The 24,156-nt window shown below is 68.9% G+C and carries 20 protein-coding genes; 16 read left to right on the top strand and 4 right to left on the bottom strand.

Going from position 1 to position 24,156, the window contains the following annotated elements; all coding sequences use genetic code 11:
- The first annotated feature begins 65 nt into the window (after positions 1 to 65).
- The 6 genes from AAW14_RS35230 (at position 66) to AAW14_RS35205 (ending at position 5,067) form a co-directional block, all read left to right on the top strand.
- On the top strand, positions 66 to 371 hold the full coding sequence (locus AAW14_RS35230) for a WXG100 family type VII secretion target (RefSeq protein ID WP_265568525.1): 306 nt from the start codon (positions 66 to 68) through the stop codon (positions 369 to 371).
- Between the two features lie 117 nt (positions 372 to 488).
- Complete coding sequence (locus AAW14_RS35225) at positions 489 to 1,085, top strand: hypothetical protein (RefSeq protein WP_265568524.1); 597 nt, start codon at positions 489 to 491, stop codon at positions 1,083 to 1,085.
- Entirely contained in the window at positions 1,079 to 1,753 is a 675-nt protein-coding gene (locus AAW14_RS35220; RefSeq protein WP_322741154.1) for a hypothetical protein, read from the top strand. The genes AAW14_RS35225 and AAW14_RS35220 overlap by 7 nt, the downstream gene beginning before the upstream one ends.
- A complete protein-coding gene (locus tag AAW14_RS35215; protein WP_265568523.1) occupies positions 1,753 to 3,456 on the top strand; it encodes a putative T7SS-secreted protein in 1,704 nt (567 codons plus the stop codon). Before AAW14_RS35220 ends, AAW14_RS35215 begins: the two co-directional genes overlap by 1 nt.
- Positions 3,456 to 3,785 carry a serine protease gene (locus tag AAW14_RS35210; protein WP_265568522.1) on the top strand — a complete coding sequence of 110 codons (330 nt, stop codon included), beginning with the start codon at positions 3,456 to 3,458 and terminating at the stop codon, positions 3,783 to 3,785. The genes AAW14_RS35215 and AAW14_RS35210 overlap by 1 nt, the downstream gene beginning before the upstream one ends.
- Positions 3,772 to 5,067, top strand: a complete 1,296-nt coding sequence (locus tag AAW14_RS35205) for a YrhB domain-containing protein (protein WP_265568521.1) — start codon at positions 3,772 to 3,774, stop codon at positions 5,065 to 5,067. Before AAW14_RS35210 ends, AAW14_RS35205 begins: the two co-directional genes overlap by 14 nt.
- A gap of 115 nt (positions 5,068 to 5,182) precedes the next feature.
- Here the strand turns inward: AAW14_RS35205 and eccCa are convergent, their stop codons facing one another.
- Positions 5,183 to 9,148 (bottom strand): type VII secretion protein EccCa, encoded by a 3,966-nt coding sequence (gene eccCa, locus AAW14_RS35200; protein ID WP_265568520.1) that lies wholly within the window; start codon positions 9,146 to 9,148, stop codon positions 5,183 to 5,185.
- 271 nt (positions 9,149 to 9,419) lie between these two features.
- Here eccCa and eccD point away from each other — a divergent pair, with 271 nt between their 5' ends.
- Complete coding sequence (eccD, locus tag AAW14_RS35195) at positions 9,420 to 10,958, top strand: type VII secretion integral membrane protein EccD (RefSeq protein ID WP_416223424.1); 1,539 nt, start codon at positions 9,420 to 9,422, stop codon at positions 10,956 to 10,958.
- Positions 10,959 to 11,028: 70 nt separating this feature from the next.
- Positions 11,029 to 12,519 (top strand): PQQ-binding-like beta-propeller repeat protein, encoded by a 1,491-nt coding sequence (locus tag AAW14_RS35190; RefSeq protein WP_265568518.1) that lies wholly within the window; start codon positions 11,029 to 11,031, stop codon positions 12,517 to 12,519.
- A gap of 92 nt (positions 12,520 to 12,611) precedes the next feature.
- Here the strand turns inward: AAW14_RS35190 and AAW14_RS35185 are convergent, their stop codons facing one another.
- Positions 12,612 to 12,908 (bottom strand): DUF397 domain-containing protein, encoded by a 297-nt coding sequence (locus AAW14_RS35185; RefSeq protein WP_265568517.1) that lies wholly within the window; start codon positions 12,906 to 12,908, stop codon positions 12,612 to 12,614.
- A 303-nt stretch (positions 12,909 to 13,211) separates the two neighbouring features.
- On the opposite strand from AAW14_RS35185, the gene rpsO reads away from it, so the two are divergent.
- The 5 genes from rpsO to AAW14_RS35160 all read left to right on the top strand — a co-directional run bounded on the left by rpsO (position 13,212) and on the right by AAW14_RS35160 (position 18,667).
- Entirely contained in the window at positions 13,212 to 13,499 is a 288-nt protein-coding gene (gene rpsO / locus AAW14_RS35180; RefSeq protein WP_265568516.1) for a 30S ribosomal protein S15, read from the top strand.
- 324 nt (positions 13,500 to 13,823) lie between these two features.
- On the top strand, positions 13,824 to 16,052 hold the full coding sequence (locus tag AAW14_RS35175; protein ID WP_265568515.1) for a polyribonucleotide nucleotidyltransferase: 2,229 nt from the start codon (positions 13,824 to 13,826) through the stop codon (positions 16,050 to 16,052).
- Positions 16,049 to 17,428 (top strand): M16 family metallopeptidase, encoded by a 1,380-nt coding sequence (locus AAW14_RS35170; protein ID WP_265568514.1) that lies wholly within the window; start codon positions 16,049 to 16,051, stop codon positions 17,426 to 17,428. The genes AAW14_RS35175 and AAW14_RS35170 overlap by 4 nt, the downstream gene beginning before the upstream one ends.
- Before the next feature lie 26 nt (positions 17,429 to 17,454).
- On the top strand, positions 17,455 to 18,207 hold the full coding sequence (gene dapB / locus AAW14_RS35165; protein ID WP_265568513.1) for a 4-hydroxy-tetrahydrodipicolinate reductase: 753 nt from the start codon (positions 17,455 to 17,457) through the stop codon (positions 18,205 to 18,207).
- Positions 18,208 to 18,214: 7 nt separating this feature from the next.
- The gene (locus AAW14_RS35160) at positions 18,215 to 18,667 is read left to right on the top strand and encodes a hypothetical protein (RefSeq protein WP_265568512.1); all 453 of its coding nucleotides are present in this window, start codon (positions 18,215 to 18,217) and stop codon (positions 18,665 to 18,667) included.
- A gap of 212 nt (positions 18,668 to 18,879) precedes the next feature.
- Here the strand turns inward: AAW14_RS35160 and AAW14_RS35155 are convergent, their stop codons facing one another.
- Together AAW14_RS35155 and AAW14_RS35150 are read right to left on the bottom strand one after the other, a co-directional pair.
- Positions 18,880 to 19,434, bottom strand: a complete 555-nt coding sequence (locus AAW14_RS35155; RefSeq protein WP_265568511.1) for a PH domain-containing protein — start codon at positions 19,432 to 19,434, stop codon at positions 18,880 to 18,882.
- 121 nt (positions 19,435 to 19,555) lie between these two features.
- On the bottom strand, positions 19,556 to 19,792 hold the full coding sequence (locus AAW14_RS35150) for a hypothetical protein (RefSeq protein ID WP_265568510.1): 237 nt from the start codon (positions 19,790 to 19,792) through the stop codon (positions 19,556 to 19,558).
- Positions 19,793 to 20,035: 243 nt separating this feature from the next.
- On the opposite strand from AAW14_RS35150, the gene thyX reads away from it, so the two are divergent.
- The 3 genes from thyX to AAW14_RS35135 all read left to right on the top strand — a co-directional run bounded on the left by thyX (position 20,036) and on the right by AAW14_RS35135 (position 23,700).
- Entirely contained in the window at positions 20,036 to 20,776 is a 741-nt protein-coding gene (gene thyX / locus AAW14_RS35145; protein WP_265568509.1) for an FAD-dependent thymidylate synthase, read from the top strand.
- 211 nt (positions 20,777 to 20,987) lie between these two features.
- Positions 20,988 to 21,887 carry a 4-hydroxy-tetrahydrodipicolinate synthase gene (gene dapA / locus AAW14_RS35140; RefSeq protein ID WP_265568508.1) on the top strand — a complete coding sequence of 300 codons (900 nt, stop codon included), beginning with the start codon at positions 20,988 to 20,990 and terminating at the stop codon, positions 21,885 to 21,887.
- A 127-nt stretch (positions 21,888 to 22,014) separates the two neighbouring features.
- Entirely contained in the window at positions 22,015 to 23,700 is a 1,686-nt protein-coding gene (locus AAW14_RS35135; RefSeq protein ID WP_265568507.1) for a ribonuclease J, read from the top strand.
- The last annotated feature ends 456 nt before the right edge of the window (positions 23,701 to 24,156 follow it).

The following is a 24,156-nucleotide window of genomic DNA, read 5'->3' as shown; positions in this document are numbered from 1 at the left end:
CGGGCCCTGGGCCGCACCCCGGTCCGCGAGGTCCCTTTCCAGTCCTCCAAGGAGATGAGGAAGACATGACCGGCACGCCACACCTTCAGGACCTTGCCGTCAAGTACGGAGTCCTGGACGCGCTCGCCACGGAACTCGGCAACCTGGCCAAGCAGCTCGAGAGTGATCTCGGCCAGCTCAAGAAGGGCGTTCTCGACGTCGCCGAGGGCTGGAGTGGCGAAGCGTACGACTCCTTCCAGCGGAAGTCGAAGAAGTGGGACGACCACGCCACCGCCATCCACAACGCGCTGCACTCGATCGGGCAGAAGGTCCACCAGGCCGGCGGTGACTACCGCGGCGGTGACCTCAAGGCGGCCAGCTACTTCGAGTGAGCCGGGCCGGTTGAGGGCACCGGGGTGGGTACGCACGGGAGGTACCCACCCCGTGTTGTGTCATAAAGGGCCCCTTCCCAACAAGCCGTCATCGCACAAACGCACGAGGATCCACGCATGGCCTGGGACGAGTGGGAGCAACTGAAGAAACAGGCCGCCGAGCGCGGCGAATCCGGCTCCGGCCATGTCACCGGCGCCGCACGAGAAGACGGCGCCGAAGAGCCCGGGGCCGCGACCGAACGCGTCCACTTCGACACGGCTGGACCAGCCGAACGCGTTCCTTTCGACACGGCCGGACCCGCCGAACCCGACGAATACGAGGCGGCGCGGCGTATGGCGCGGATCCGGCACACGATCGACCGCTTCCGGGACACCACGGTCCTGGTCCCCCTCGCTCCGCTCGACGGCGGCGGTCTCGGATTTCTGACCGCCGACTTCGGCGGCGTGCGCTGGATCCATGCCTTCACGGACGCGTTGGCATCCGCCAGGTTCGACGAGGCGCATGACGTTCCGAAGGACAGGCGCGACTTCGTGGCAGTGCAGGGGTGGCGTCTGCTTGACGTGGTGATTCCGGCAATGGACGTGCCGTGCGGAGTGGCCCTGGACGTGGGCAGCGGTGGGGAGGGCGTGCTCCTTCCGCCGGTGGTGGGGATCGTGCCGGAGGCGGCGGCCGTGGACGCGGGTGTGAACGGGAACGGTGAACGAGCGTGGTGAATTACGGCGGCGGCAAGGACATCAAGGCGACCGGGCTCAATGAGATCGCGCAGGGCATCACGCTGACGCTGGGCGAGCTGAAGGCGCTCGGCATCGACAGCGCGGCAGAGGTCGGCCGGGGTTTCTCCAATCTGGAGCTTTCGGGGCTGGAGTTGGGGCACGACGCGGCCACGTCGGCCTTCAAGTCGTTCTGCGAACGGTGGGAATGGGGCGTGCGCGCGCTGGTGGGCGAGGGCAACTACTTCGCCCAGGCGGTGGGCCTTTCGGCGGGCACGCTCTACGAGGAGGACCAGTATGTGGAGGGCGCGCTGAAGATCGGCGCGAACTCCCTGATGGGCAACCCCAACGCCTCCGAGGACGACATCGCGAAGATGAGCTGGGGCGACCTGGCTCGGAACAACGCGCTCGCCCACGCCGACTACAGCCAGCAGTCCTTCGAGAAGGCGCTGGCGAACAGCGAGCAGGGCTGGAAGGACGCCGGGCGGGATGTGATGACCTCCCACACCCTGGGGCCGATGGGCATCAACCCCGAGAATCTGCACCGCGCCCTCGGAGTGAGCGACCAGCAGTACGACCAGGCGCTGGACCACACGTTCGGGCCGTCTCCTGAGGCACGGGCCGAGGCGGCTCAGCAACAGGCGCAGCAGCAGGGCGGGGGCGCCGGCTGATGGGGATCGGTGATCTGGCCAACGCCGCCCTGGGCAAGCTCGAGGACGGCTACAACGCGGGCAAGAAGATGGTCGGTGAGGGCATCGACGAGGGTGCCCACTTCGTGGGTGAGACCCTGGACAAGGTCGGAGCCCACAAACTGGCCGCTGCGGTGGAGTACGCCGGCGACAGTATCGCTTCGGACCTGGGCGCCACGCCGGGTGAGAGGCAGCTCGGTGAGAGCGACCACGCCTTCGACCTGGTACATGGGAATCCGGCGGCGATCCGGGCGTCCGCGAAGCATCTGGCGCACTTCCACACCGCGTTCGACTCGGTGGGTCAGGGCATGCGCAGCCTGGACTCCTCGAACTGGAAGGGCGAGTCGGCCGACGCCTTCCGCGAGAAGTTCACGATGCATCCTCCCAAGTGGCTGCATGCTTCGGATGCTTGTGAGGCGGCGGGGAAGGCGCTGGACGGCTTCGCGGAGACCGTCAAGTGGGCGCAGGGTCAGGCTCAGGAGGCCATTGACCTGTACAAGAAGGGCAAGAAGGCCTCCGAGCAGGCGGTGGAGGCGTACAACAAGCGTGTTGACTCCTATAACGCCGCGATCAAGGAGAACAAGGACCCCGGGCCTCCCCTGGAGAAATTCACGGACCCGGGCCGCAGTGACATTCAGCATGCCCGGCAGATCCTGTCGGAGGCGCGCAAGCAGCGCAACGAGGCCGGTCGCACCCTCGCGGAGGCGATCACCGCGGCCCTGAAGCACGCACCCGCCGAGCCGCCTCCGCTCGACCGGCTGGAGGCCGATGCCGTCGACGGGTACGTCGCCGTCAACACCGAGGTCCTTCACTTCGGCGGCGGGATCATCAAGGGGGGCGCGGGCCTGGTCAACTTCGTCCGCGGGTTGAACCCCGAGGACCCGTACAACATCACGCACCCGGCCGACTACCTGCAGCACGTCAGCATGACCCTGTCGGGTCTGGTCTCGACGGTCGCGCACCCGGAGCGGATCCCCGAGGCCCTCATCGACTCCTTCAAGAAGGACCCTTCGGAGGCCCTGGGCAGGCTCGTTCCCCAGCTCATAGGCACCGACGGCATGGGTCTGGCCGCGGGCGGCCTGCGGACCGCTGCGAAGGAAGGGGTGGAGGTCGGCGCGGCGAACATGGCGAAGGGACTGCACTCCGGCGACGAACTCGCCGGAGCGGGGAAGGACTGGAGCCATCTCGCGCGCAGCACGGACAATGTGTCGGAGAAAGCGATCCACGCCGGTTCTGTGGATGCGAAAGCCGCCCAGGAATTCATCGACGATCAGTTCCCGTTCCTCAAGGACGTCAACAAGACTGGCGAACCCGGCTATACGCAGAACTGCAGTCAGAATGTGATAGCCGTCAACAAGAATCTGGACGGCGAAGCGGCCACCGCGGCGCCCCTGCAGTATCCTGAGCACGTCGACCCGGAAGCTCTTGGCCTCGCGAACCGGGCCAAAGGGCATTACGACAAGGTCAACAGCTACGATGACATCATTCGCGACCTGCAGGGCAGAGGCGAGGGCTCGAGGAGCGTGGTGTACATCAGCCGTCCCAATGGCACGGCGCATGTGTTCAACGCCGTGAATACCCCGCATGGAGTCGTCTTCCTCGACGGTCAGTCCGGCACATTGGGGTTGCTCGAAAAGGACGTCTCCTCCATCGGTCATATACCATATCGCGACGGAGTCAAGTAATGTTGAGCAAGTCCGAAGCGCTTGAATCGGCTGCTGCTTTCATCAGGAGTGCGTACCCGGACAAGGCAGAATCCTTGGTTCTCCTTCCGGAGAAGTGTGTGGAATATGAATTCGGCTGGGCGATTCGCTTCGACTGGAAAGAGCACCTCGAGACAGGGAACATCGCGGATGCGCCCTTCATGTCCGTGGTGATCGTGCCGCACAACGGCGAGGCGGTCGAATTTCCGCCGACGGGGTTCCCGATGGACGAGTACATGAGCCGACGCGCGTCGGGTGACTGGCCGACCGACGACTGGCGTCCAAGGAGCTACCGAGATGCACAGCCCTGACCAGCGAGCCGCAGCCTGGCTAGGCCACACCTACGGCGGTCTCGTCGAACTCTCCGTCCCCCACCCGGTGCACGAGACCCCCGCCGCCTGGATGTTCGGCTGCCGGACCCTGGCCCAACCGGGATACCCCGCCACTCCCATGCTGGCGGCCTCGGTCGTCGTCCCGAAGGACGGAAGCTCCCCGTTCCACCCCGCCGCCAGTGATCCCCTTGCGGACCTCAACCCGGCCGCCCCTCAGGAGGCGGCGGCCCGGGTCACGAACCAGGCCCGCCGGATCAACGCGCGCGGTTGCGTCGTGACCGTGCACTCCGCCATCGACGGCGCCCCGTCGGTCCCGCTGCCCTGGCAGCCGTCCGACGAGGCTCCCGGCTGGTGGGCCAGGCTGACGCACCGCTATTTCCCGGACTTCGAGCACGTCCCGGTGAGCGACTGGGACTCGGTGATCAGGGCCATGGCCGAACCGGGACCCGACACCCGAGGTGTGGTCTGGATCCGCCGTGAGCTGGGCGGGGTCGAGGCGAGTGGCAATCTGCTCTACGCGCACAACAACAAGGGGCAGGTCGTCTTCCTGGACGCGCAGACGGGGGGGCTGGGGAAGCTCGACACGTCCGGGCTGCGCGCGTTGGTCCTCATGCGTGCTGCGCCCCGGGCGCAGCCTCCGCGCTGGCCGTGGGAAGCGGAGGCACCCGACTACCAGTCCGCGCTCCGCAAGGCCCAACTCTGGCTGGACCAGGCCTATCACGGAGAGGTCGAACTGGTCGGGCCCGCACCGCAGGACGAGATCCGGCGCGGCTGGGTGTTCGCGTGCAACACCAGGCGTCATCTGCGAGACGGACGCTGGCAGGACGCCATGCTCGACGCCGCGGTGGTCGTCCCCAAGGAGGCGACGGCCCCCTTCGGTCTGCCCAATGCCTACCCCTGGAACTGGCTGAACCGCTGGGACGCGGGTGAGGAGCCGGGGTCCGCGGGATTGCCGGCACCGCCGCCTCCCGCCCATGCGGCCTGGTTCGAACCCACGCTGTCGCAGCTCGGGCCCGTGCTTTCCGCGACCGAGCACGCGGACTGGGGTGCGGCGATGGACGAGTTGCGGGGCTTCCCCCTCAACGCCAGGGCGGTCGTGTGGGTACGGCGCCTGGACGCCCGCGGGCGCGAGTCCGTCGGATGGCTGCTCAACGCCGTGCACACGGCGCAGGGCGTCGCGCTGATCGACGGCTCCTCGGATTCCGTCCCGGCGCTCGACCAGACCGGAGTGCGCGCCGTGCACGTCATCCGGTTCCGCTGAGCCGTCTGCCCGCCGCCCGAACAAGTCACAGCCCCCGCCCGGCTTTTCGCACGGACGGGGGCTGTGAGGCTTGGGCCGCATCGACGTCACACGGTCGACGCGGCCCCCTGATCGATCAGTAGGACTTCTCCGGCATGAGCCCCGTCTGCACCAGCGGCTTGCCCCGTCGGCGCGAGACGAAGACGCCCCGCCCCGCCGGCATGGGCCGCGGCCGGATGCCGCCGAGGAGGTCTCCTTCGCCCGGGTCACCCGCGAGGACCACGCCCTGCGCGCCCAGCTCGGTCATCCGCTGCATGAACGGTTCGAACGCGGCCCGCCCCGCACCCGCCGTCGACCGCGCGATGATGAACCGCACGCCGACGTCGCGGGCGAACGGCAGCAGTTCCGTGAGCCCCATCAGCGGATTTCCGCTGGACGTCGACACCAGGTCGTAGTCGTCCACGACCACGTACACCGTCGGTCCCTGCCACCAGCTGCGCTCCCGCAGCTGCCGGGCCGTGACGTCCGCCGTGGGTGTGCGACGCTTCATCAGGTCGGCAAGGGCGACCATGTGGTGGTCCATGGCGTTGGACATCGGGATGTACTCCGCCAGGTGCGAGGCCGGGGTGACGTCCAGCAGGGAACGCCGGTTGTCGATGACGAAGAACTTGGCTTCGTCGCCCGAGTACCGCTCCGTCAGCTGCGTGATGAGCAGCCGAAGCAGGTTCGACTTGCCCGACTCGCTCTCGCCGAAGACAAGGAAGAACGGATCCTGCTCGAAGTCCACGAAGACCGGCTCGAGATTGTCCTCGTCGAGGGCGAAGGCGATGCCGCGCTGCGGGAAGCGGTGGCCCGCGGGCAGCTGCTGAGCAGGGAACTCGCGGGGGAGGAGCCGGACTTCCGGAGCCCCCGGCGCCTGCCAGTGCCGGGAGACCTCGGTCGCCAGGGCCGCGGTCGCGTCGGCCAGGTCCGTGTCGGACGTCAGGCCGTCGATCCTCGGCACCGCCGCCATGAAGTGCAGCTTCTGTGGCGACACGCCACGTCCGGGCACGCCCGCCGGGACGTTCGCCGCCACCTTCCGGTCGATCTCCGAATCCATCGTGTCGCCGAGCCGCAGCTCGAGGCGGTTCATCAGGTGGTCCTTCATGTTCGCCCGCACCTCCATCGACCGTGACGCCGTCACGATCAGGTGGATGCCGTAGCCGAGACCTCGTGCCGCGATCTCCAGGACCGCCGGTTCCAGGCCTTCGTAGTCCGCACGGAAGTTGCCCCAGCCGTCGATCACCAGGAACACATCGCCCCACGGCTGGTCGGTGACCGAGATGTCGCCGCGTGCCCGCCGGGCCCGGAAGTCGGCGATCGACGGGATGCCCGACGACCGGAAGTACTCCTCGCGACGCGTCATCACGCCGTAGACCTCGGAGACCGTGCGCCGCACGCGCTCCGGGTCCAGGCGGGACGCGACACCGCCCACGTGCGGCAGCCCGGACACCGCCGCCAAGCCGCCGCCACCGAAGTCCAGACCGTAGAACTGCACTTCATGCGGTGTGTGGGTGAGCGCGAAAGAGCAGATGAGCGCCCGCAGCAGCGTCGACTTGCCGGACTGCGGGCCGCCGAGGACCTGCATGTGGCCCGCCGCGCCGGAGAAGTCGACCCACAGCGCGTCGCGACGCTGTTCGTACGGCTTGTCGACCAGGCCGACGGGGACGACCAGGCGGCCCGCGCCCTCGTAACCGGGCTGTGTGAGCCCACGCCCCTGCACAGCGGTGAGTCCGGGCAGCAGCCCGTCCAGCGACGGCGGGCTGTCCAGTGGCGGCAGCCACACCTGGTGGGCCGCCGGGCCCTGCGCCTCCAGTCGGCGCACGATCACGTCGAGCACCGTGTCCGCCAGCGCGTCGTCGACCTCCGACGGCTCCGTACGCTGCTGCGGCACCGGCGCGTACTGGACGGGCACCTCCGCCGCCGTGAACAGCACCGGCCGTCGGTCCACCGGCAGCGGGCCGCCGGTCAGCGCGGCCTGTTGCGAGCCCGAGCGGTACACACCGGAGACGTATGCCGCCTTGAAGCGCACCATTTCGTCCGTGCCGAACTTCAGGAAGCCGGAGCCGGGGACGTTCGGCAGCTCGTACGCGTCCGGCACGCCCAGTGCCGCGCGCGACTCGGCCGCCGAGAAGGTGCGCAGACCGATGCGGTACGACAGGTAGGTCTCCAGGCCGCGCAGGCGGCCCTCTTCCAAGCGCTGCGAGGCCAGCAGCAGATGGACGCCCAGGGACCGCCCGATGCGGCCGATCTGGACGAACATCTCGATGAAGTCCGGCTTCGCTGTCAGCAGCTCGCTGAACTCGTCGATGACCAGCACGAGGGAGGGGATCGGCTGCAACGGAGCGCCCGCCGCCCGGGCCTTCTCGTAGTCGTGGATGTTGGCGTAGTTGCCCGCGTCGCGGAGCATCTCCTGGCGGCGGTTGAGCTCACCGCGAATGGAATCGCCCATGCGGTCGACCAGTGTGAGATCGTCCGCCAGGTTGGTGATCACGGCCGCCACATGGGGCATCTGCGCCATACCGGCGAACGTCGCACCGCCCTTGAAGTCCGCGAGGACGAAGTTCAGGGTCTCGGAGGAGTGGGTCACCGCGAGGCCCAGCACCAGGGTGCGCAGCAGCTCGGACTTGCCGGAACCGGTGGCGCCCACGCACAGGCCGTGTGGGCCCATGCCCTCCTGCGCTGCCTCCTTGAGGTCCAGCATGACCGGTCGGCCGTCCTCGCCGACGCCGATGGGCACCCGCAGTCGCTCGGCCAGCGCGCGGGGCCGCCAGGTGCGCTTGGTGTCGACGGACGCCGCGTCGCCGAGGTTCAGCAGGTCGGTGAACTCCAGGTTGGCCAGCAGCGGTTCGTCGTCGTCACCGCCCGAGGCCATTCGCAGCGGGGCCAGCTGCCGGGCGAGTGCCTCGGCGGACTCGTACGAGAGGGTGTCCGGAGTCCCCTCGTAGACGATGCCGGCCGCCGATTGCAGGTGCAGTGAGGTCGGCTGGACGACGATCGCGAGGTCGCCACGGGCGCCGGTGAGCTCCGTGGGCACGATCTCGACGACGGTGACGCCCTGCAGTCCCTCGGGGTTGGCGAGGACGGAGTCCGGCGGCAGGGAGAGGCCGTCGAGGACGATGACGATGTGCGGTTCCTCAGGGAGCGGCGCGGCGTCGGGATGGAAACGCGGGCGGCCGGTCAGACGGGTGGCCAGCAGGTCTTCCAGGTCGTGCGCGTCGCCGGTGACCAGGCGGCGGCTGCCCGCGCCGTCCACGGCGCCGCCCGCCTGCGCGTGGGGCAGCCACTTGACCCACTCCCAGTGCGCCAGGGCGTCGCGTCCCGCTGCGACCGCGACGACCAGGTCCTCGGGGGAGTGCAGCGAGGCCAGCGAGCCGGCCAGGGCGCGCACGGACGACCGCACGGAGTCCGGTTCACCGCTGACGGTGACGTGGTAGAAGGCGCGCAGCGACACCGCCATCGGCAGGTCGTCGAGGGTGCTGTGGACCGCAAGGAAGCGCTGCATCGCACCCGCCGTCAGCGGCTCCAGCTGGTCGACGGGGCCGGTCTCCGGGGCGTGCAGCGGGGTGGCCAGCGACTGCGGACCGAGGCCGATCCGCACCTGGGCGAAGTCCTCGTCGCCCGGCCTGCGTTCCCACACCCGGCTGCCCTCGGCGACGAGAGCCCACAACTGCTCGGGCGAGGGGTGGAGGTAGTACTGCGTGTCGCGCTGGGCCTTCGCTGTGTCCAGGGCGGTGGCGCGGGTCTGGGACAGGTACCGCAGATAGTCGCGCCTCAGGTCGGCGAGCTGGCCCTGCGACCCGCGACGGAAGCGGACCACCATGGCTATGGACATGCCCACCGTGGACGCGATCATGACCATGCCCATGATCTTCATGAACGGCTGCCCGCTCGTGAAGAAGAAGACCACCGAGCCGCCCATGCCGAGCGTCGGCAGAAGTTGCATGAGGACGCTCTCCTGATGCCCGCGCGGCAGCTCGGGCGGAGGCTGCAGAACAACGTCTTCCGTGGGCACTTCGGACGGCAGCGCCCTGGGTGGACGCTTCACGACGATGTGGCTCACTGCTCACCAATTCCCTTGCCGGACCACGAGAGTTACGTCCGCCACCCCGTGTCAGGCGAACGCAGGCCGCCGCGTGATCCTACTGACTCCGCAATTGACCGGTGGGCGGTAGGGTGCCGGATGTTCGCGTGAGCACACGTGAACGAACGTACGGAACGGGGCATTTCGCGCGAGGTGTCACCGCACGGAACCCCGGCAGGGCCCAGACAGCGCCGTCTGTGTCGTCCCGGCGGCCCCAGCCCGGCGAAGAGCCGCAGGACATTCACATCGCATGCGCAGAACCACCACTGAGGGGGAGCACAAGGTGAGCACGACGGTCTCCACGGCGGCCACCGGGGCGGGAACGCCCGCCCCGGGAGCGGGGACGGGGCTCGGTTTCTGCCGGGTCACGATCGTTGCTCCCGACAGCCGGATCGACGTGGCCCTGCCCGACGACATCCCGGTTGCCGACATCTACCCGGAGATCCTCCGGCTCTCCCGGCAGAGTCCCGTCGAGGGCGCTCCGGTCGGCTACCACCTCGTACGCCGGGACGGCACCGTCCTCGACAGCTCCCGTTCCTTCGCCGCCCAGCGCATTCTCGACGGCGAACTCCTCACCCTGCGCCCCTTCTCCGAGTCGCTGCCGCCCGCCGTCTTCGACGACGTCTCCGAGGCGGTCGCCTCGGCGGTGACGCGCGACCGCACCCTGTGGAGCGGCGACCTGACGCGCGCGGCGGGCCTCGTCGGCGGGGGCGCCCTGCCGACCCTGCTGGCCTTCGTCGCCTGGACCGCGGATCCGCGGCACGACATGCACAGCCTGCCCGGCATCCTCGCCGGTGTCACCGGCGTGCTCCTGGTCGTGCTCGCCGCCGTGCGCGCACGCGTCTACGACGACCGGGCCTCGGCGATCGCCCTGGGCCTCGGCGCCCTCCCCAACGCGGGGGTGGCCGGCTCCGGACTCCTGTCCCTCGCTCACGGCCAGGGCATCGGCAAGCTGCAGTTCCTGCTCGCCTGTGCGGCGGTCCTCGTCGCCTCGGTGATCCTCACCTTGTGCGCACCGCGCGGAGACGGCCCGTTCGTCGCCTTCGTCTTCGCCGCCGCGGTCGGTCTGGTCACCGTGTTCATGGCGATCCTCGTGCACTGGACCCCGACGGAGATCGCCGCGTCGTGCGCCCCGATCGCCGTCGGAGGACTGGCCTTCCTGCCGGGCCTGTCCATGCGCTTCGCCCGGCTGCCGATCGGCTTCGACCCTCCGAACACCGCCCCGCGCAGCGCGTACGGCACCGACACTGCCGCGCAGGAGCCCGTCGACGCCGAGCGCATCGAGGCCCAGGCCCGACGCGGCCATGAGCTCCTGGTCGGCCTCGTTGGTGGGTGCGCGCTGCTCGCCGTCGGGTCGTCGGCGGTGCTCGGGTTCTCCGACGGCGTGTGGGCCCAACTTCTCGCCTGCGCGACGGGTGTCGCGTTGCTGATGCGCGCTCAGCTCTTCCGCTACACGGGCCAGGTCGCTCCTCTCCTGGCCGCCGGCCTCGGCTCCCTCGTACTGCTCGGTCTCGGACTGGCGCTCAACCCGCCGCAGTCCCTGATGCGCGAGGCCCTCACGGGAGACCGCACCGGTCTCGACATCCGCACGATCTGGCTCGTCGCGGCGATCGCGGCAGCGGCGGCCCTCGTCACCATGCTCGGCCTCATCGTCCCGCGCGGCGGGCTCAGCCCCTTCTGGGGCCGCTTCCTGGAGATCGCCGAGGGCTTCGTGCTCCTGACCCTGGTGCCGCTCACCCTCGCCGTGTTCGACGTGTACGCGACCGTCCGGGCCATGACCAGCAAATGACCGCGTCCGATTTCGTCACCGTCCCCGGCCCGGGGTTCGGCGACAGGGACGAGTGAAGGGATCCACCAGCGTGAGCTTCGGCCCACCGCCTTCCGTCTACACACAGTCCGCCCTGGCCGCTGACGGCCGGCGCAAGAGGCGACACCGCATGCTGCTCGGTGTCGGGGCGGCCGCGGTGGTCGTCACGTTGTGCGTGGGCAGCCGGCTCCTGATGCCGGGCGTCAAGGCACCGACCGTCGCCGAACACCCCGCTGCCGCTCCGGCCCCGGACGAGATCAGGGAAACGGCCGAGAAGATCCCCGCCACCCCCGAGGGCCAGGTGGTGGTCGACCACAACGAAGGCGGACTCCCCAAGGACAGCGCCCCGAACCCGCGCTACGCGCCCGGCACCTGGGCCACGGACAAGATCCTCGCCAAGGGCGTCGCCGACAGGATCGCGGGCATCAAGATCGAGCCCGGCTACGACGAAACGGCGTGGACCCTCAAGCTGGACGGTCACATCTGCGCCGCGAGCAGCCACGTCACGGTCGACGGCCGCACGGCGGTCGTCGTGCAGCCTGCCAAGCGCAAGGGCACCAAGGACGCGGGCATCTGCGACGAGGTGGTGTTCTTCGACCTGAACACCGGCAGGAAGCTGTGGCAGTCCCAGATGCCCTCGGCGAACTCCGCCTTCGTGACGAACACGAACCTGACCCTGACCAAGGGCGTCGTCGCCGTGGCCTGGGGGCACGGTTCGGTGGCGTACGACATGAAGGACGGCCGGCAGCTGTGGAACAGCACAGGCGTCTCCCGGTGCGAGGACAAGAGCTTCGCCGGCGGGCGTGCGCTGCTCGCGCTGGAGGAGTGCGGAGAGGGCGCCGACGCGACGTACGAGATACAGAAGCTCGACCCGCGCACCGGTCGGACCCGGTGGACGTACGGCATCGCCAAGGGAGTCCAGTCCGCCTACCTGCCCTCGTCCGATCCGCCGGTGGTCGCCGTCGCCGCCGGGGACACCGAGGTGACCGACCTGATCACGCTCGACGGCAACGGCAAACGCCTCGCCACGATCTCCATGGACCACTACGACCCCAAGTGCGGCGGGCGGTACTTCGGGGCCGCGTACTTCGGTGAGTTCGAGTACTGCGACGGCATGGTCGTCGGGCGGCACCAGATCTACGTCGAGAGCAAGGAGAACGACGAGATCAACGAACCGGAGACCTGGATCGTGGCCTTCGACCCCAGGACGGGGAAGTCGGGGCGGAAGATCGACGGGCGTCGGATGGAACCGGCCGTTCCGCTGCGGATGAACGGGGACGACCTGCTGGTGTACCGGCACAGCGACAGCGATGTCGAGCCTTCGGCCGTGGTGAGCTGGAACTCGCGTACGGGCAAGGAGACTCCCTTCCTGCTCTTCACGCTTCCGGAGGGCGACGCGGGGAAGCTCAGTGACCCGGAGCAGTCGGACATCGTCGTCGAGAAGGGCCGGGTGTTCTTCGCGAAGCGGGAGCTGACCGCCGACGACAAGCACCCGAAGGACCCCGCGCTGGCGGTGATCGGGATCGGGAACGTCGGCCACTGACGAGGCAGGAAAAAAGTCGGCCACTGACGAGGCAGCAAAAAATAGGAAAAGGGGCGGCACGCGCGCGTGCCGCCCCTTTTCCTGCTCCCCGGTCACTTCGGGGCGACGCCCCCGGGGCGCGGCGCCCGCTCAAGATCGAACTCCCCGTCCCGCGCCCCCAGGACGAAGGCCCGCCACTCCGCCTCCGTGTAGCGCAGTACCGTGTCCGGGTCGAGCGACGACCGCATGGCCACGGCACCGCCGGGCAGGTAGGCGATCTCGACCCGCTCCTCGTGCTCCTCCGTACCGGGCGCGCTGTGCCACTCGACGCCCGAGATGTCCAGGGCGTACAGCTCGTCCCGCTCCCGCTCCTTGCGCGCCTTGACGTCCTCGTTCACTTCCTCCGCCATGGCGAAGCAACCCCTTCCCGACGTGCCCCGATGGACGAATGATCCAACCGCTCACCCTAGTGGCCGCCCGGGCGGCGGCCCGGCGGTTCGCCGGACAGCGGCAAAGGGCGCCGCCGCCTGCTGGTACTCTGTGTGACGGCCGTTCGTGTACGCACCGCCGGACCCCACCTGAGGCCCCGCAAGGGCCGACCGAGGGATCTGGAGGCCGCGCCCAGCGGATCCCCGCCCTCCGAGTCGTGGAAGCTCCCCTGCGAAGAAGACCAGGGGCACTCGGTGGCATCCAGAAGACTACGAGGAGTACGCGTGTCGCTCGACGCCGCTACGAAGAAGCAGATCATCGCCGAATTCGGTACCAAGGAGGGTGACACCGGCTCCCCCGAGGTCCAGGTCGCGATGCTGTCCCGTCGGATCTCCGACCTGACCGAGCACCTCAAGACCCACAAGCACGACCACCACTCCCGCCGTGGTCTGCTGATCCTGGTCGGTCAGCGTCGCCGCCTGCTGCAGTACCTGGCCAAGAAGGACATCCAGCGCTTCCGTGTGCTGGTGGACCGCCTCGGCATCCGCCGTGGTGCGGCGGGCGCCAAGTAGGACGCCGTGAAGGGAGCGGTTCCCGGGACAAGGGGGCCGCTCCCTTTTGCTGTACGTGCGGACTGTCACCGCCGCTTTGTAGTGTGGTAGCACAACGCCATACGCACACAACCGTGCAAGGGGTGCCCGGCCGAACCGGACACCCACGCACACCGAACGAGGAGAAGCGCACCTCGCCGCCGCCGGTCCTCGGTAGTGGCCCCCGGGGGGAAGTGAGCCCCGGGTGCTTCGATCGAAGACCGGCCCGCACCAGACGGAGCGCTTCTCCGCCACCGTCCCTCTGCCACACGGGCAGCCAGGGACGAAGACGAGGAGAAAACGCTAGTGGAGAACGAGACCCACTACGCCGAGGCCGTCATCGACAACGGCTCCTTCGGCACCCGCACTATCCGCTTCGAGACGGGCCGCCTGGCCAAGCAGGCCGCCGGCTCCGCCGTCGCGTACCTGGACGACGACACGATGGTCCTCTCGGCCACCACCGCGTCCAAGAACCCCAAGGACCAGCTCGACTTCTTCCCGCTGACGGTCGACGTCGAGGAGCGGATGTACTCGGCCGGGAAGATCCCCGGCTCCTTCTTCCGCCGTGAGGGCCGTCCGTCCGAGGACGCCATCCTCACCTGCCGCCTCATCGACCGTCCGCTGCGCCCCTCCTTCAAGAAGGGCCTGCGCAACGAGATCCAGGTCGTCGCCACCATCATGGCGCTCAACCCCGACCACCTGTACGACGTCGTGGCGATCAACGCCGCGTCCGCGTCCACGCAGCTGGCCGGTCTGCCCTTCTCCGGCCCGATCGGCGGCGTCCGCGTCGCGCTGATCAACGGCCAGTGGGTGGCCTTCCCGACGCACAGCGAGCTCGAGGACGCCGTCTTCGACATGGTCGTCGCGGGCCGCGTCCTGGAGGACGGCGACGTCGCGATCATGATGGTCGAGGCCGAGGCCACCGACAAGACCATCCAGCTGGTCAAGGGCGGTGCCGAGGCTCCCACCGAGGAGGTCGTGGCCGCCGGTCTGGACGCCGCGAAGCCCTTCATCAAGGTCCTCTGCAAGGCTCAGGCCGACCTCGCGGCGAAGGCCGCCAAGCCGACCGGCGAGTTCCCGATCTTCCTCGACTACCAGGACGACGTCCTTGAGGCGCTGACCGCCGCGGTCCGCCCCGAGCTGGCCCAGGCGCTCACCATCGCCGGCAAGCAGGAGCGCGAGGCCGAGCTCGACCGCGTCAAGCAGCTCGCCGCCGAGAAGCTCCTGCCGGAGTTCGAGGGGCGCGAGAAGGAGATCTCCGCGGCGTACCGCTCGCTGACCAAGCAGCTGGTCCGCGAGCGCGTCATCAAGGAGAAGAAGCGGATCGACGGCCGCGGTGTCACCGACATCCGGACCCTCGCCGCCGAGGTCGAGGCGATTCCGCGGGTGCACGGTTCGGCCCTGTTCGAGCGCGGCGAGACCCAGATCCTGGGTGTCACCACGCTGAACATGCTGCGCATGGAGCAGCAGCTCGACACCCTCTCCCCGGTGACGCGCAAGCGCTACATGCACAACTACAACTTCCCGCCCTACTCCACGGGTGAGACCGGCCGCGTCGGCTCCCCGAAGCGCCGCGAGATCGGCCACGGCGCCCTCGCCGAGCGCGCCCTGGTCCCGGTCCTGCCCGCGCGCGAGGACTTCCCGTACGCGATCCGTCAGGTCTCCGAGGCCCTCGGTTCCAACGGCTCGACGTCCATGGGCTCGGTCTGCGCCTCCACCATGTCGCTGCTGAATGCCGGTGTGCCGCTGAAGGCCCCGGTCGCCGGTATCGCCATGGGCCTGATCTCCCAGGAGATCGAGGGCGAGACGCACTACGTGACGCTGACCGACATCCTCGGCGCCGAGGACGCCTTCGGCGACATGGACTTCAAGGTCGCCGGCACCAAGGAGTTCGTCACCGCCCTCCAGCTCGACACCAAGCTGGACGGCATCCCGGCCTCCGTGCTGGCCGCGGCCCTGAAGCAGGCCCGTGACGCCCGCCTCCACATCCTCGACGTGATGATGGAGGCCATCGACCGGCCCGACGAGATGTCCCCGCACGCCCCGCGGATCATCACCGTCAAGATCCCGGTCGACAAGATCGGCGAGGTCATCGGCCCCAAGGGCAAGATGATCAACCAGATCCAGGAGGACACCGGCGCCGAGATCACGATCGAGGACGACGGCACGATCTACATCGGTGCCGCCGACGGTCCGTCCGCCGAGGCGGCCCGCGCCACGATCAACGGCATCGCCAACCCGACCATGCCGGAGGTCGGCGAGCGCTACCTGGGCACGGTCGTGAAGACGACCACCTTCGGTGCGTTCATCTCGCTGCTCCCGGGCAAGGACGGCCTGCTGCACATCTCGCAGATCCGCAAGCTCGCCGGCGGCAAGCGCGTGGAGAACGTCGAGGACGTCCTCGGCGTGGGCCACAAGGTCCAGGTCGAGATCGCCGAGATCGACTCCCGCGGCAAGCTCTCCCTCATCCCCGTGATCGAGGGCGAGGCCGACTCCGACGGCGACACCGAGTCGAAGGACGACGCTGCCAAGTGACGTCCCGTGGCTTCAAGGCGACGGCCCGCACCTCTTCGGAGGCGCGGGCCGTTGCCCGTACCCAAACCCTGATCAAGGGCGCGAACGGCATCGGCACCGTCCGCAAGACCACCCTGCCGGGCGGTCTGCGCGTCGTCACCGAGACGCTGCCCTCCGTGCGCTCCGCCACCTTCGGCATCTGGGCGCACGTCGGCTCGCGCGACGAGACGCCGGCCCTGAACGGCGCCACGCACTACCTGGAGCACCTGCTCTTCAAGGGCACCGAGCGCAGGAGCGCCCTCGACATCTCCTCGGCGATCGACGCGGTCGGCGGCGAGATGAACGCGTTCACGGCGAAGGAGTACACGTGCTACTACGCGCGCGTACTCGACACGGACCTGCCGCTCGCCATCGACGTCGTCTGCGACATGCTCACCGGTTCGCTCATCCTCGAAGAGGACGTGGACGTCGAGCGCGGCGCGATCCTTGAGGAGATCGCGATGACGGAGGACGACCCGGGTGACTGTGTGCACGACCTGTTTGCGCACACCATGTTCGGCGACAACCAGCTGGGCCGCCCGGTTCTCGGCACCGTCGACACCGTCAACGCCCTGAGTGCCGACCGCATCCGCCGCTTCTACAGGAAGCACTACGACCCGACCCATCTGGTGGTCGCGTGCGCCGGAAACATCGACCACAACAAGGTCGTACGCCAGGTGCGTGCCGCCTTCGAGAAGGCCGGCGCCCTCACGCGGACGGATGCCACGCCCATCGCCCCGCGGGACGGCCGCCGGGTCATCCGCACCGCCGGCCGCGTGGAGCTGCTGGGCCGCAAGACCGAACAGGCGCACGTCGTCCTCGGTATGCCCGGCCTCGCCCGCACCGACGACCGCCGCTGGGCCCTCGGCGTGCTGAACACCGCGCTCGGCGGTGGCATGTCCTCCCGTCTCTTCCAGGAGGTCCGTGAGAAGCGGGGCCTTGCGTACAGCGTGTACTCGTACACGTCCGGCTTCGCCGACTGCGGCCTCTTCGGCGTGTACGCGGGCTGCCGTCCCAGCCAGGTGCACGACGTGCTCAAGATCTGCCGCGACGAACTGGACCATGTCGCCGAGCACGGCCTGTCCGACGACGAGATCGCCCGCGCCATCGGCCAGCTCCGGGGGTCCACCGTCCTCGGACTCGAGGACACCGGCGCGCTGATGAACCGTATCGGCAAGAGCGAGCTGTGCTGGGGCGACCAGATGTCCGTGGACGACATGCTGGCCCGGATAGCTGCGGTCACCCCGGACGACGTCCGGTCCGTGGCCCGGGAGATCCTGGGACAACGGCCCTCGCTGTCGGTCATCGGCCCGCTCAAGGACAAGCAGGCCTCCCGTCTGCACGAAGCCGTCGCCTGAACCCCTCCGGTAAGGAAGCAAGAGAGATGAGCAAGCTGCGCGTGGCGGTCCTCGGCGCCAAGGGCCGGATCGGTGCCGAGGCGGTACGGGCCGTCGAAGCCGCCGACGACATGGAGCTGGTCGCCGCCCTCGGCAGAGGGGACCGGTTGGAGACCCTCGTCGAGACAGGCGCCCAGGTGGCGGTGGAACTCACCACGCCGGCGTCCGTGATGGGCAACCTCGACTTCTGCGTGCGGCACGGCATCCACGCCGTGGTGGGCACGACGGGCTGGACCGACGAGCGCCTGGCGCAGCTACGGGCCTGGCTGGCCCAGTCCCCGGAGGCGGGTGTCCTCATCGCCCCCAACTTCTCCATCGGCGCCGTGCTGACCATGAAGTTCGCCGAGGTGGCCGCCCCGTACTTCGAGTCCGTCGAGGTCGTGGAGCTGCACCACCCCAACAAGGTGGACGCCCCCAGCGGCACCGCCACCCGCACCGCCCAGCTCATCGCCGCCGCGCGGGAGAGGGCGGGCAGCGCCCCGCAGCCCGACGCCACGGCGACGGCCCTGGACGGCGCCCGCGGTGCGAACGTCGACGGGGTGCCCGTGCACGCCGTGCGCCTGCGGGGCCTCCTCGCCCACCAGGAGGTGCTGCTCGGCGGCGAGGGCGAGACCCTCACCATCCGCCACGACTCGCTGCACCACAGCAGCTTCATGCCGGGCATCCTGCTCGGTGTCCGCCGCGTCGTGACCACTCCGGGCCTCACCTTCGGCCTGGAGCACTTCCTCGACCTCAAGTAGCCGTCACATGCGCGCCAAGATCACTTACGCCGTCACGGCCGCCGTCCTGGTCTTCTACTTCGTCCTGGTCGGCAGCCGCGGAGTGCTCCTGATCCAGAACGGGACCCCGGTCACCGTCACCTTCGGTGTCGCGGTGCTGATCCTCCCGGTCATCGGCGTCTGGTTCCTGTGGAAGAACACACAGTTCGTCCGCAAGGCCAACCGGCTCGCCGCCCAGCTGGACGCCGAGGGCGCTCTGCCCGTCGACGAGCTGAAGCGCACTCCGGGCGGCCGGATCGACCGTGACTCGGCCGACGAGGTGTTCGCCCGGCGCAAGGCGGAGACGGAGGCGGCCCCGGACGACTGGCGCAGCTGGTTCCGGCTGGCGGTCGCCTATCACGATGCCCGTGACACCCCCCGAGCCCGCAAGGCGATGCAACGGGCTATCGCGTTGCACGACGGCAGGACGATCGAGGCCTGATTCCGTCCCGGGGTGCGGTGGTGTGGGGCCGCGCGTCGGGTCCGAGTCGTTACGATTACCGGTCCCGTCCCACCCGGTCCCACACGCCGCCGTACGACCAAGGCGCCGTTGTACGACGAATGCGCCGCCGAACGACGAATGCGCCGCCGAACGCCGAAGGTGGCCGTCCCGCTCTCCGGGACCGGCCCCTGCTCGTCGTACCGCGTGCGGCGTCAGCCCCGGCCGTACTCCGCGGCCCACGCCTCGACGGTGTCCGCCGCCCGGTCGAAGGCCGCCGGGCGGGCGAGGAAGTCGGCGCCGTGCGTGGTCAGCAGCGGCGGCAGGTCCTGGGGCGCCCGGTCCTTCCGTACCAGCACCAGCGCCTGCCCCTGCACCGTGCGCGGCAGCCCGAGCCAGCGCACCGGCTGCTGCACCGTGCGTACCGACACGATCTTCTCCCAGGGCGCGGTGCGCGTGGCGAAGAAGCCCACCCGCCGCAGTCCCCGCGCGCTGACCCAGACACCCACGCGCAGCAGCCGCAACGCCACGGCGATGACGACCAGCCCGATCCCGAGGACCGTGCCCGCACCGGACACAGTGCTGGTGAGCGCGATGATGACCGCCCCGAAGAGCACATACGAGGCAAGCAGCAGCAGAAGGGCGGCCGCGCCCACCCGACAGGGACCGGGACGGTAGGGGCGCCGCCAGCGGTCACGGTTGTCATACGGCAGCGGGAGGTCGTCCGCCTGGTCGGAAGCACGGTCGGCCGTCAGGAAAGGCAGGGGCACGACTGATCCTCACTCGGTCCATGGGGCTGTGCCCGGTGAGGCTACCTAGCCGTGTCCCTGCTCACCACCTCTGGGGGCCAAGGGAGTGCGCTCTCCGCCCGTCGGGCGCCCGCCGCCGGCGTCAGCGCCCGGTGGAGGCCTCGGAGTGCTGGGTGGCCGCGGGTGCCTGGTGGGACAGGGAAGGCATGCCTATGACCAGGGAGCCGACGAGTCCCGCGACGATGGTGAGCCCCATCAGCCAGCGTCCCGCCATCTGACCGGCGGAGGCACGCTCACGGGGCGGGGGAGCGACATTGCTGCGGAAGGAGTCGGCTTCGGCGAGGAAGGCGAACGGTACGGGCTCGCGCCGACGGAACATGGGAAGCGCTTCTCCTCTGGTGGTTCGTAGGGACCGGGGGTCCGGGGCCTGGTGAGACCGGGTGACCCAAATGGGGCACCCTCACTCATACAGACGAGCGACAGTCGAAAAGGGTGCCCAGTTTCGCCGATTTCGCTGAAGTTCGCCGACGAATGTCGCGGCCCGGCACCGAACGCCCGTTGTCGGAGCCGGGCCGTAGAGTGGGCGCCGCCCGAGCCAGTGATGGGAAGGACCCCCTACGCCGTGACCGAAACCCCCGCCGACGACCTCAAGCCCAGCTTCCGCGGCGACGTCACCGTCGAGCTGGTCAAGCACAGCGCGGCCGACTCCGACGTGCTGTGGGCCGCCCGTGTCTCCACTGCCGGCGAGCAGTCCCTGGACGAGCTGAAGAAGGACCCGGAGCGCTCCAAGGGCCTGATCAACTACCTGATGCGGGACCGGCACGGCAGCCCCTTCGAGCACAACTCGATGACGTTCTTCATCAGCGCCCCGATCTTCGTCTTCCGCGAGTTCATGCGGCACCGCGTGGGCTGGTCGTACAACGAGGAGAGTGGGCGCTACCGCGAGCTCCAGCCGGTCTTCTACGTCCCCGACGAGTCCCGCAAGCTGGTGCAGGAGGGCCGCCCCGGCAAGTACCGGTTCGTCGAGGGCACCGATGCGCAGCAGGAGCTGGTCGGCCGCGTCATGGAGGACGCCTACGTGCACGCGTACGAGGCGTACCAGGAGATGCTCGCCGCCGGCGTCGCCCGTGAGGTCGCCCGCTCGGTCCTGCCGGTCGGCCTGTTCTCCTCGATGTACGCGACCTGCAACGCGCGCTCGCTGATGCACTTCCTCGGCCTGCGCACCCAGCACGAGCTGGCCAAGGTGCCCTCCTTCCCGCAGCGGGAGATCGAGATGGTCGGCGAGAAGATGGAGGCCGAGTGGGCCAGGCTCATGCCGCTCACATACGCCGCCTTCAACGCCAACGGACGCGTGGCGCCGTAGCGTGCACTCGTTGTCCTGGCTGAGGACAGATGTGCGATCAGCCGGGCGAAGTGTCCGGATTGCGGCATTTCGAGAACTTCATCTAGCCTGATCAAACGGACCCGGCACTGCTTGAACCCCCGAGCAGGCAGTGCCGGGCTCCGCATTTGTCCGGACTTTTGCCGCACCCCGAGGGCAGACCGTGCCCGGGGCAGCGAGTAGCGTGTTACCCATGGCTCCGACCTCCACTCCGCAGATCCCCTTCGGGCGGATCCTCACCGCCATGGTCACGCCCTTCACGGCGGACGGCGCACTCGACCTCGACGGCGCGCAGCGGCTCGCCACCCACCTGGTGGACGCAGGCAACGACGGCCTGATCATCAACGGCACCACGGGCGAGTCCCCGACCACGAGCGATGCGGAGAAATCGGATCTCGTACGAGCCGTCCTGGGCGCGGTCGGCGACCGCGCCCACATCGTCGCCGGTGTCGGCACGAACGACACCCACCACAGCATCGAACTGGCGCGCGCGGCGCAGAAGGCCGGCGCACACGGCCTCCTGACCGTCACGCCGTACTACAACAAGCCTCCGCAGGAGGGCCTCTACCGGCACTTCACGGCCATCGCCGACGCCACCGAGCTGCCGGTCATGCTCTACGACATCCCCGGCCGCAGCGGCGTCCCGATCAACACCGAGACCCTCGTGCGCCTGGCCGAGCACCCCAGGATCGTCGCCAACAAGGACGCCAAGGGCGACCTCGGCCGCGCCAGCTGGGCCATCGCCCAGTCCGGCCTCGCCTGGTACTCGGGCGACGACATGCTCAACCTGCCCCTGCTCTCCGTGGGCGCGGTCGGCTTCGTCTCCGTCGTCGGCCATGTCGTCACACCCGAGCTGCGGACCATGGCCGAGGCGTATGTGAGCGGCGACGTCCAGAAGGCGCTGGAGATCCACCAGAAGCTGCTTCCGGTCTTCACCGGCATGTTCCGCACCCAGGGCGTCATGACCACCAAGGCCGCGCTCGCCCTCCAGGGCCTGCCCGCCGGGCCGCTGCGCCCGCCCATGGTCGAGCTCTCGCCCGAGGAGACCGAGCAGCTCAAGATCGATCTTGCCGCCGGAGGGGTACAGCTCTGACACGGACTTCACAACTGAATAGGCAGGACACAGGTGCCTGCACTCCACATCCACAACTGCTCTTGCACGAACGTCATGCGCGCCGCGTGCCCCACAGGTACGTGGCGCGTGTGGTGAGGAGAGTCTTTTGAGTCATCCGCATCCTGAACTCGGCCCGCCCCCGCCGCTTCCCGAGGGCGGCCTGCGGGTCACCCCGCTCGGCGGCCTTGGCGAAATCGGCCGGAACATGACGGTCTTCGAGTACGGCGGCCGCCTGTTGATCGTCGACTGCGGAGTGCTTTTCCCCGAGGAGGAGCAGCCCGGAATCGACCTGATCCTGCCGGACTTCTCATCGATCCGGAACCGCCTCGACGACATCGAGGGGATCGTTCTCACCCACGGGCATGAGGACCACATCGGCGGTGTCCCCTTCCTGCTGCAGGAGAAGCCCGACATCCCGCTGATCGGTTCCAAGCTGACCCTCGCCCTCATCGAGGCGAAGCTCCAGGAGCACCGCATCCGTCCGTACACGCTCGAGGTCGCGGAGGGCCGGCGTGAGCGCGTCGGCCCCTTCGACTGCGAGTTCATCGCGGTCAACCACTCCATCCCGGACGCCCTCGCGGTCGCCATCCGCACCCCTGCCGGCATGGCGGTCCACACGGGGGACTTCAAGATGGACCAGCTGCCACTGGACAACCGTCTGACCGACCTCCACGCGTTCGCACGGCTGAGCGAGGAAGGCATCGACCTCCTCCTCACCGACTCCACCAACGCGGAGGTCCCGGGCTTCACCCCGCACGAGCGTGACATCTCCAACGTCCTGCGCCAGGTCTTCGCGAGCGCCCGCAAGCGGATCATCGTGGCGAGCTTCGCCAGCCACGTCCACCGCATCCAGCAGATCCTGGACGCGGCGCACGAGTACGGCCGTCGGGTCGCCTTCGTGGGCCGCTCCATGGTCCGCAACATGGGCATCGCCCGGGACCTGGGCTATCTGAAGGTTCCGCCGGGCCTGGTGGTGGACGTCAAGACGCTGGATGACCTGCCCGACAACGAGATCGTGCTGATCTGCACGGGCTCGCAGGGCGAGCCGATGGCGGCGCTGTCCCGGATGGCGAACCGGGACCACCAGATCCGCATCGTCGACGGCGACACGGTGATCCTCGCGTCGTCGCTCATCCCCGGCAACGAGAACGCGGTGTACCGCGTGATCAACGGCCTGACCCGCTGGGGCGCCAACGTCGTGCACAAGGGCAACGCCAAGGTGCACGTCTCGGGCCACGCGTCCGCGGGCGAGCTGCTGTACTTCTACAACATCTGCCGCCCGAAGAACCTGATGCCGGTCCACGGCGAATGGCGCCATCTCCGGGCGAACGCGGAGCTGGGCGCGCTCACGGGTGTGCCGCACGACCGGATCGTCATCGCCGAGGACGGTATCGCCGTCGACCTCGTCGAGGGCAAGGCGAAGATCTCCGGCAAGGTCCAGGCGGGGTACGTGTACGTCGACGGCCTCTCGGTCGGCGATGTCGGCGAGCCGGCCCTCAAGGACCGCAAGATCCTCGGTGACGAGGGCATCATCTCGGTCTTCGTGGTGGTGGACTCCTCGACCGGCAAGATCACGGGCGGCCCCCATGTCCATGCCCGCGGATCGGGTATCGACGACTCGGCCTTCAACGGTGTGATCCCGAAGATCACGGAAGTCCTGGAGCGGTCTGCCCAGGACGGCGTCGTCGAGCCGCACCAGCTGCAACAGCTGATCCGGCGGACCCTGGGCAAGTGGGTCTCGGACACCTACCGGCGCAGGCCGATGATCCTGCCTGTGGTGGTTGAGGTCTGACGAGCCGTCAAGGCCTCGTACGGGTGAAGCCGGAGCGGGGCGCCCCGATTTGCATCGGGGCGCCCCGCTCCAGTACGTTTACGGCTCCGCCAGCGGGGCACCCGGCGCAACCGAGCGTCAGGAGCCGGCCCCGGCGGGGCGGATAACCGACTCAGAGTCTCTGATAAAGTCGGGATCGCCGGAAAGGGAATCGCGAGAGCGGAAACCTAGAAAGCGCCGAGGAAATCGGATCGAGAAAAGGTCTGATAGAGTCGGGAACACCGAAGGGAAGCGCCCGGAGGAAAGCCTGAGAGAGTCTCTCGGGTGAGTACGAAGGAAGCGTCCGTTCCTTGAGAACTCAACAGCGTGCCAAAAGTCAACGCCAGATATGTTGATACCCCGTCTCCAGCTCTGCTGGGGCGAGGTTCCTTTGAATAAAACACAGCGAGGACGCTGTGAACGGTCGGGACTATTCCT

The organism is Streptomyces hygroscopicus (genome assembly GCF_026168105.1).
Lineage (GTDB): Bacteria > Actinomycetota > Actinomycetes > Streptomycetales > Streptomycetaceae > Streptomyces > Streptomyces hygroscopicus_D.
This window is presented reverse-complemented; position numbering and strand designations above follow the sequence as displayed.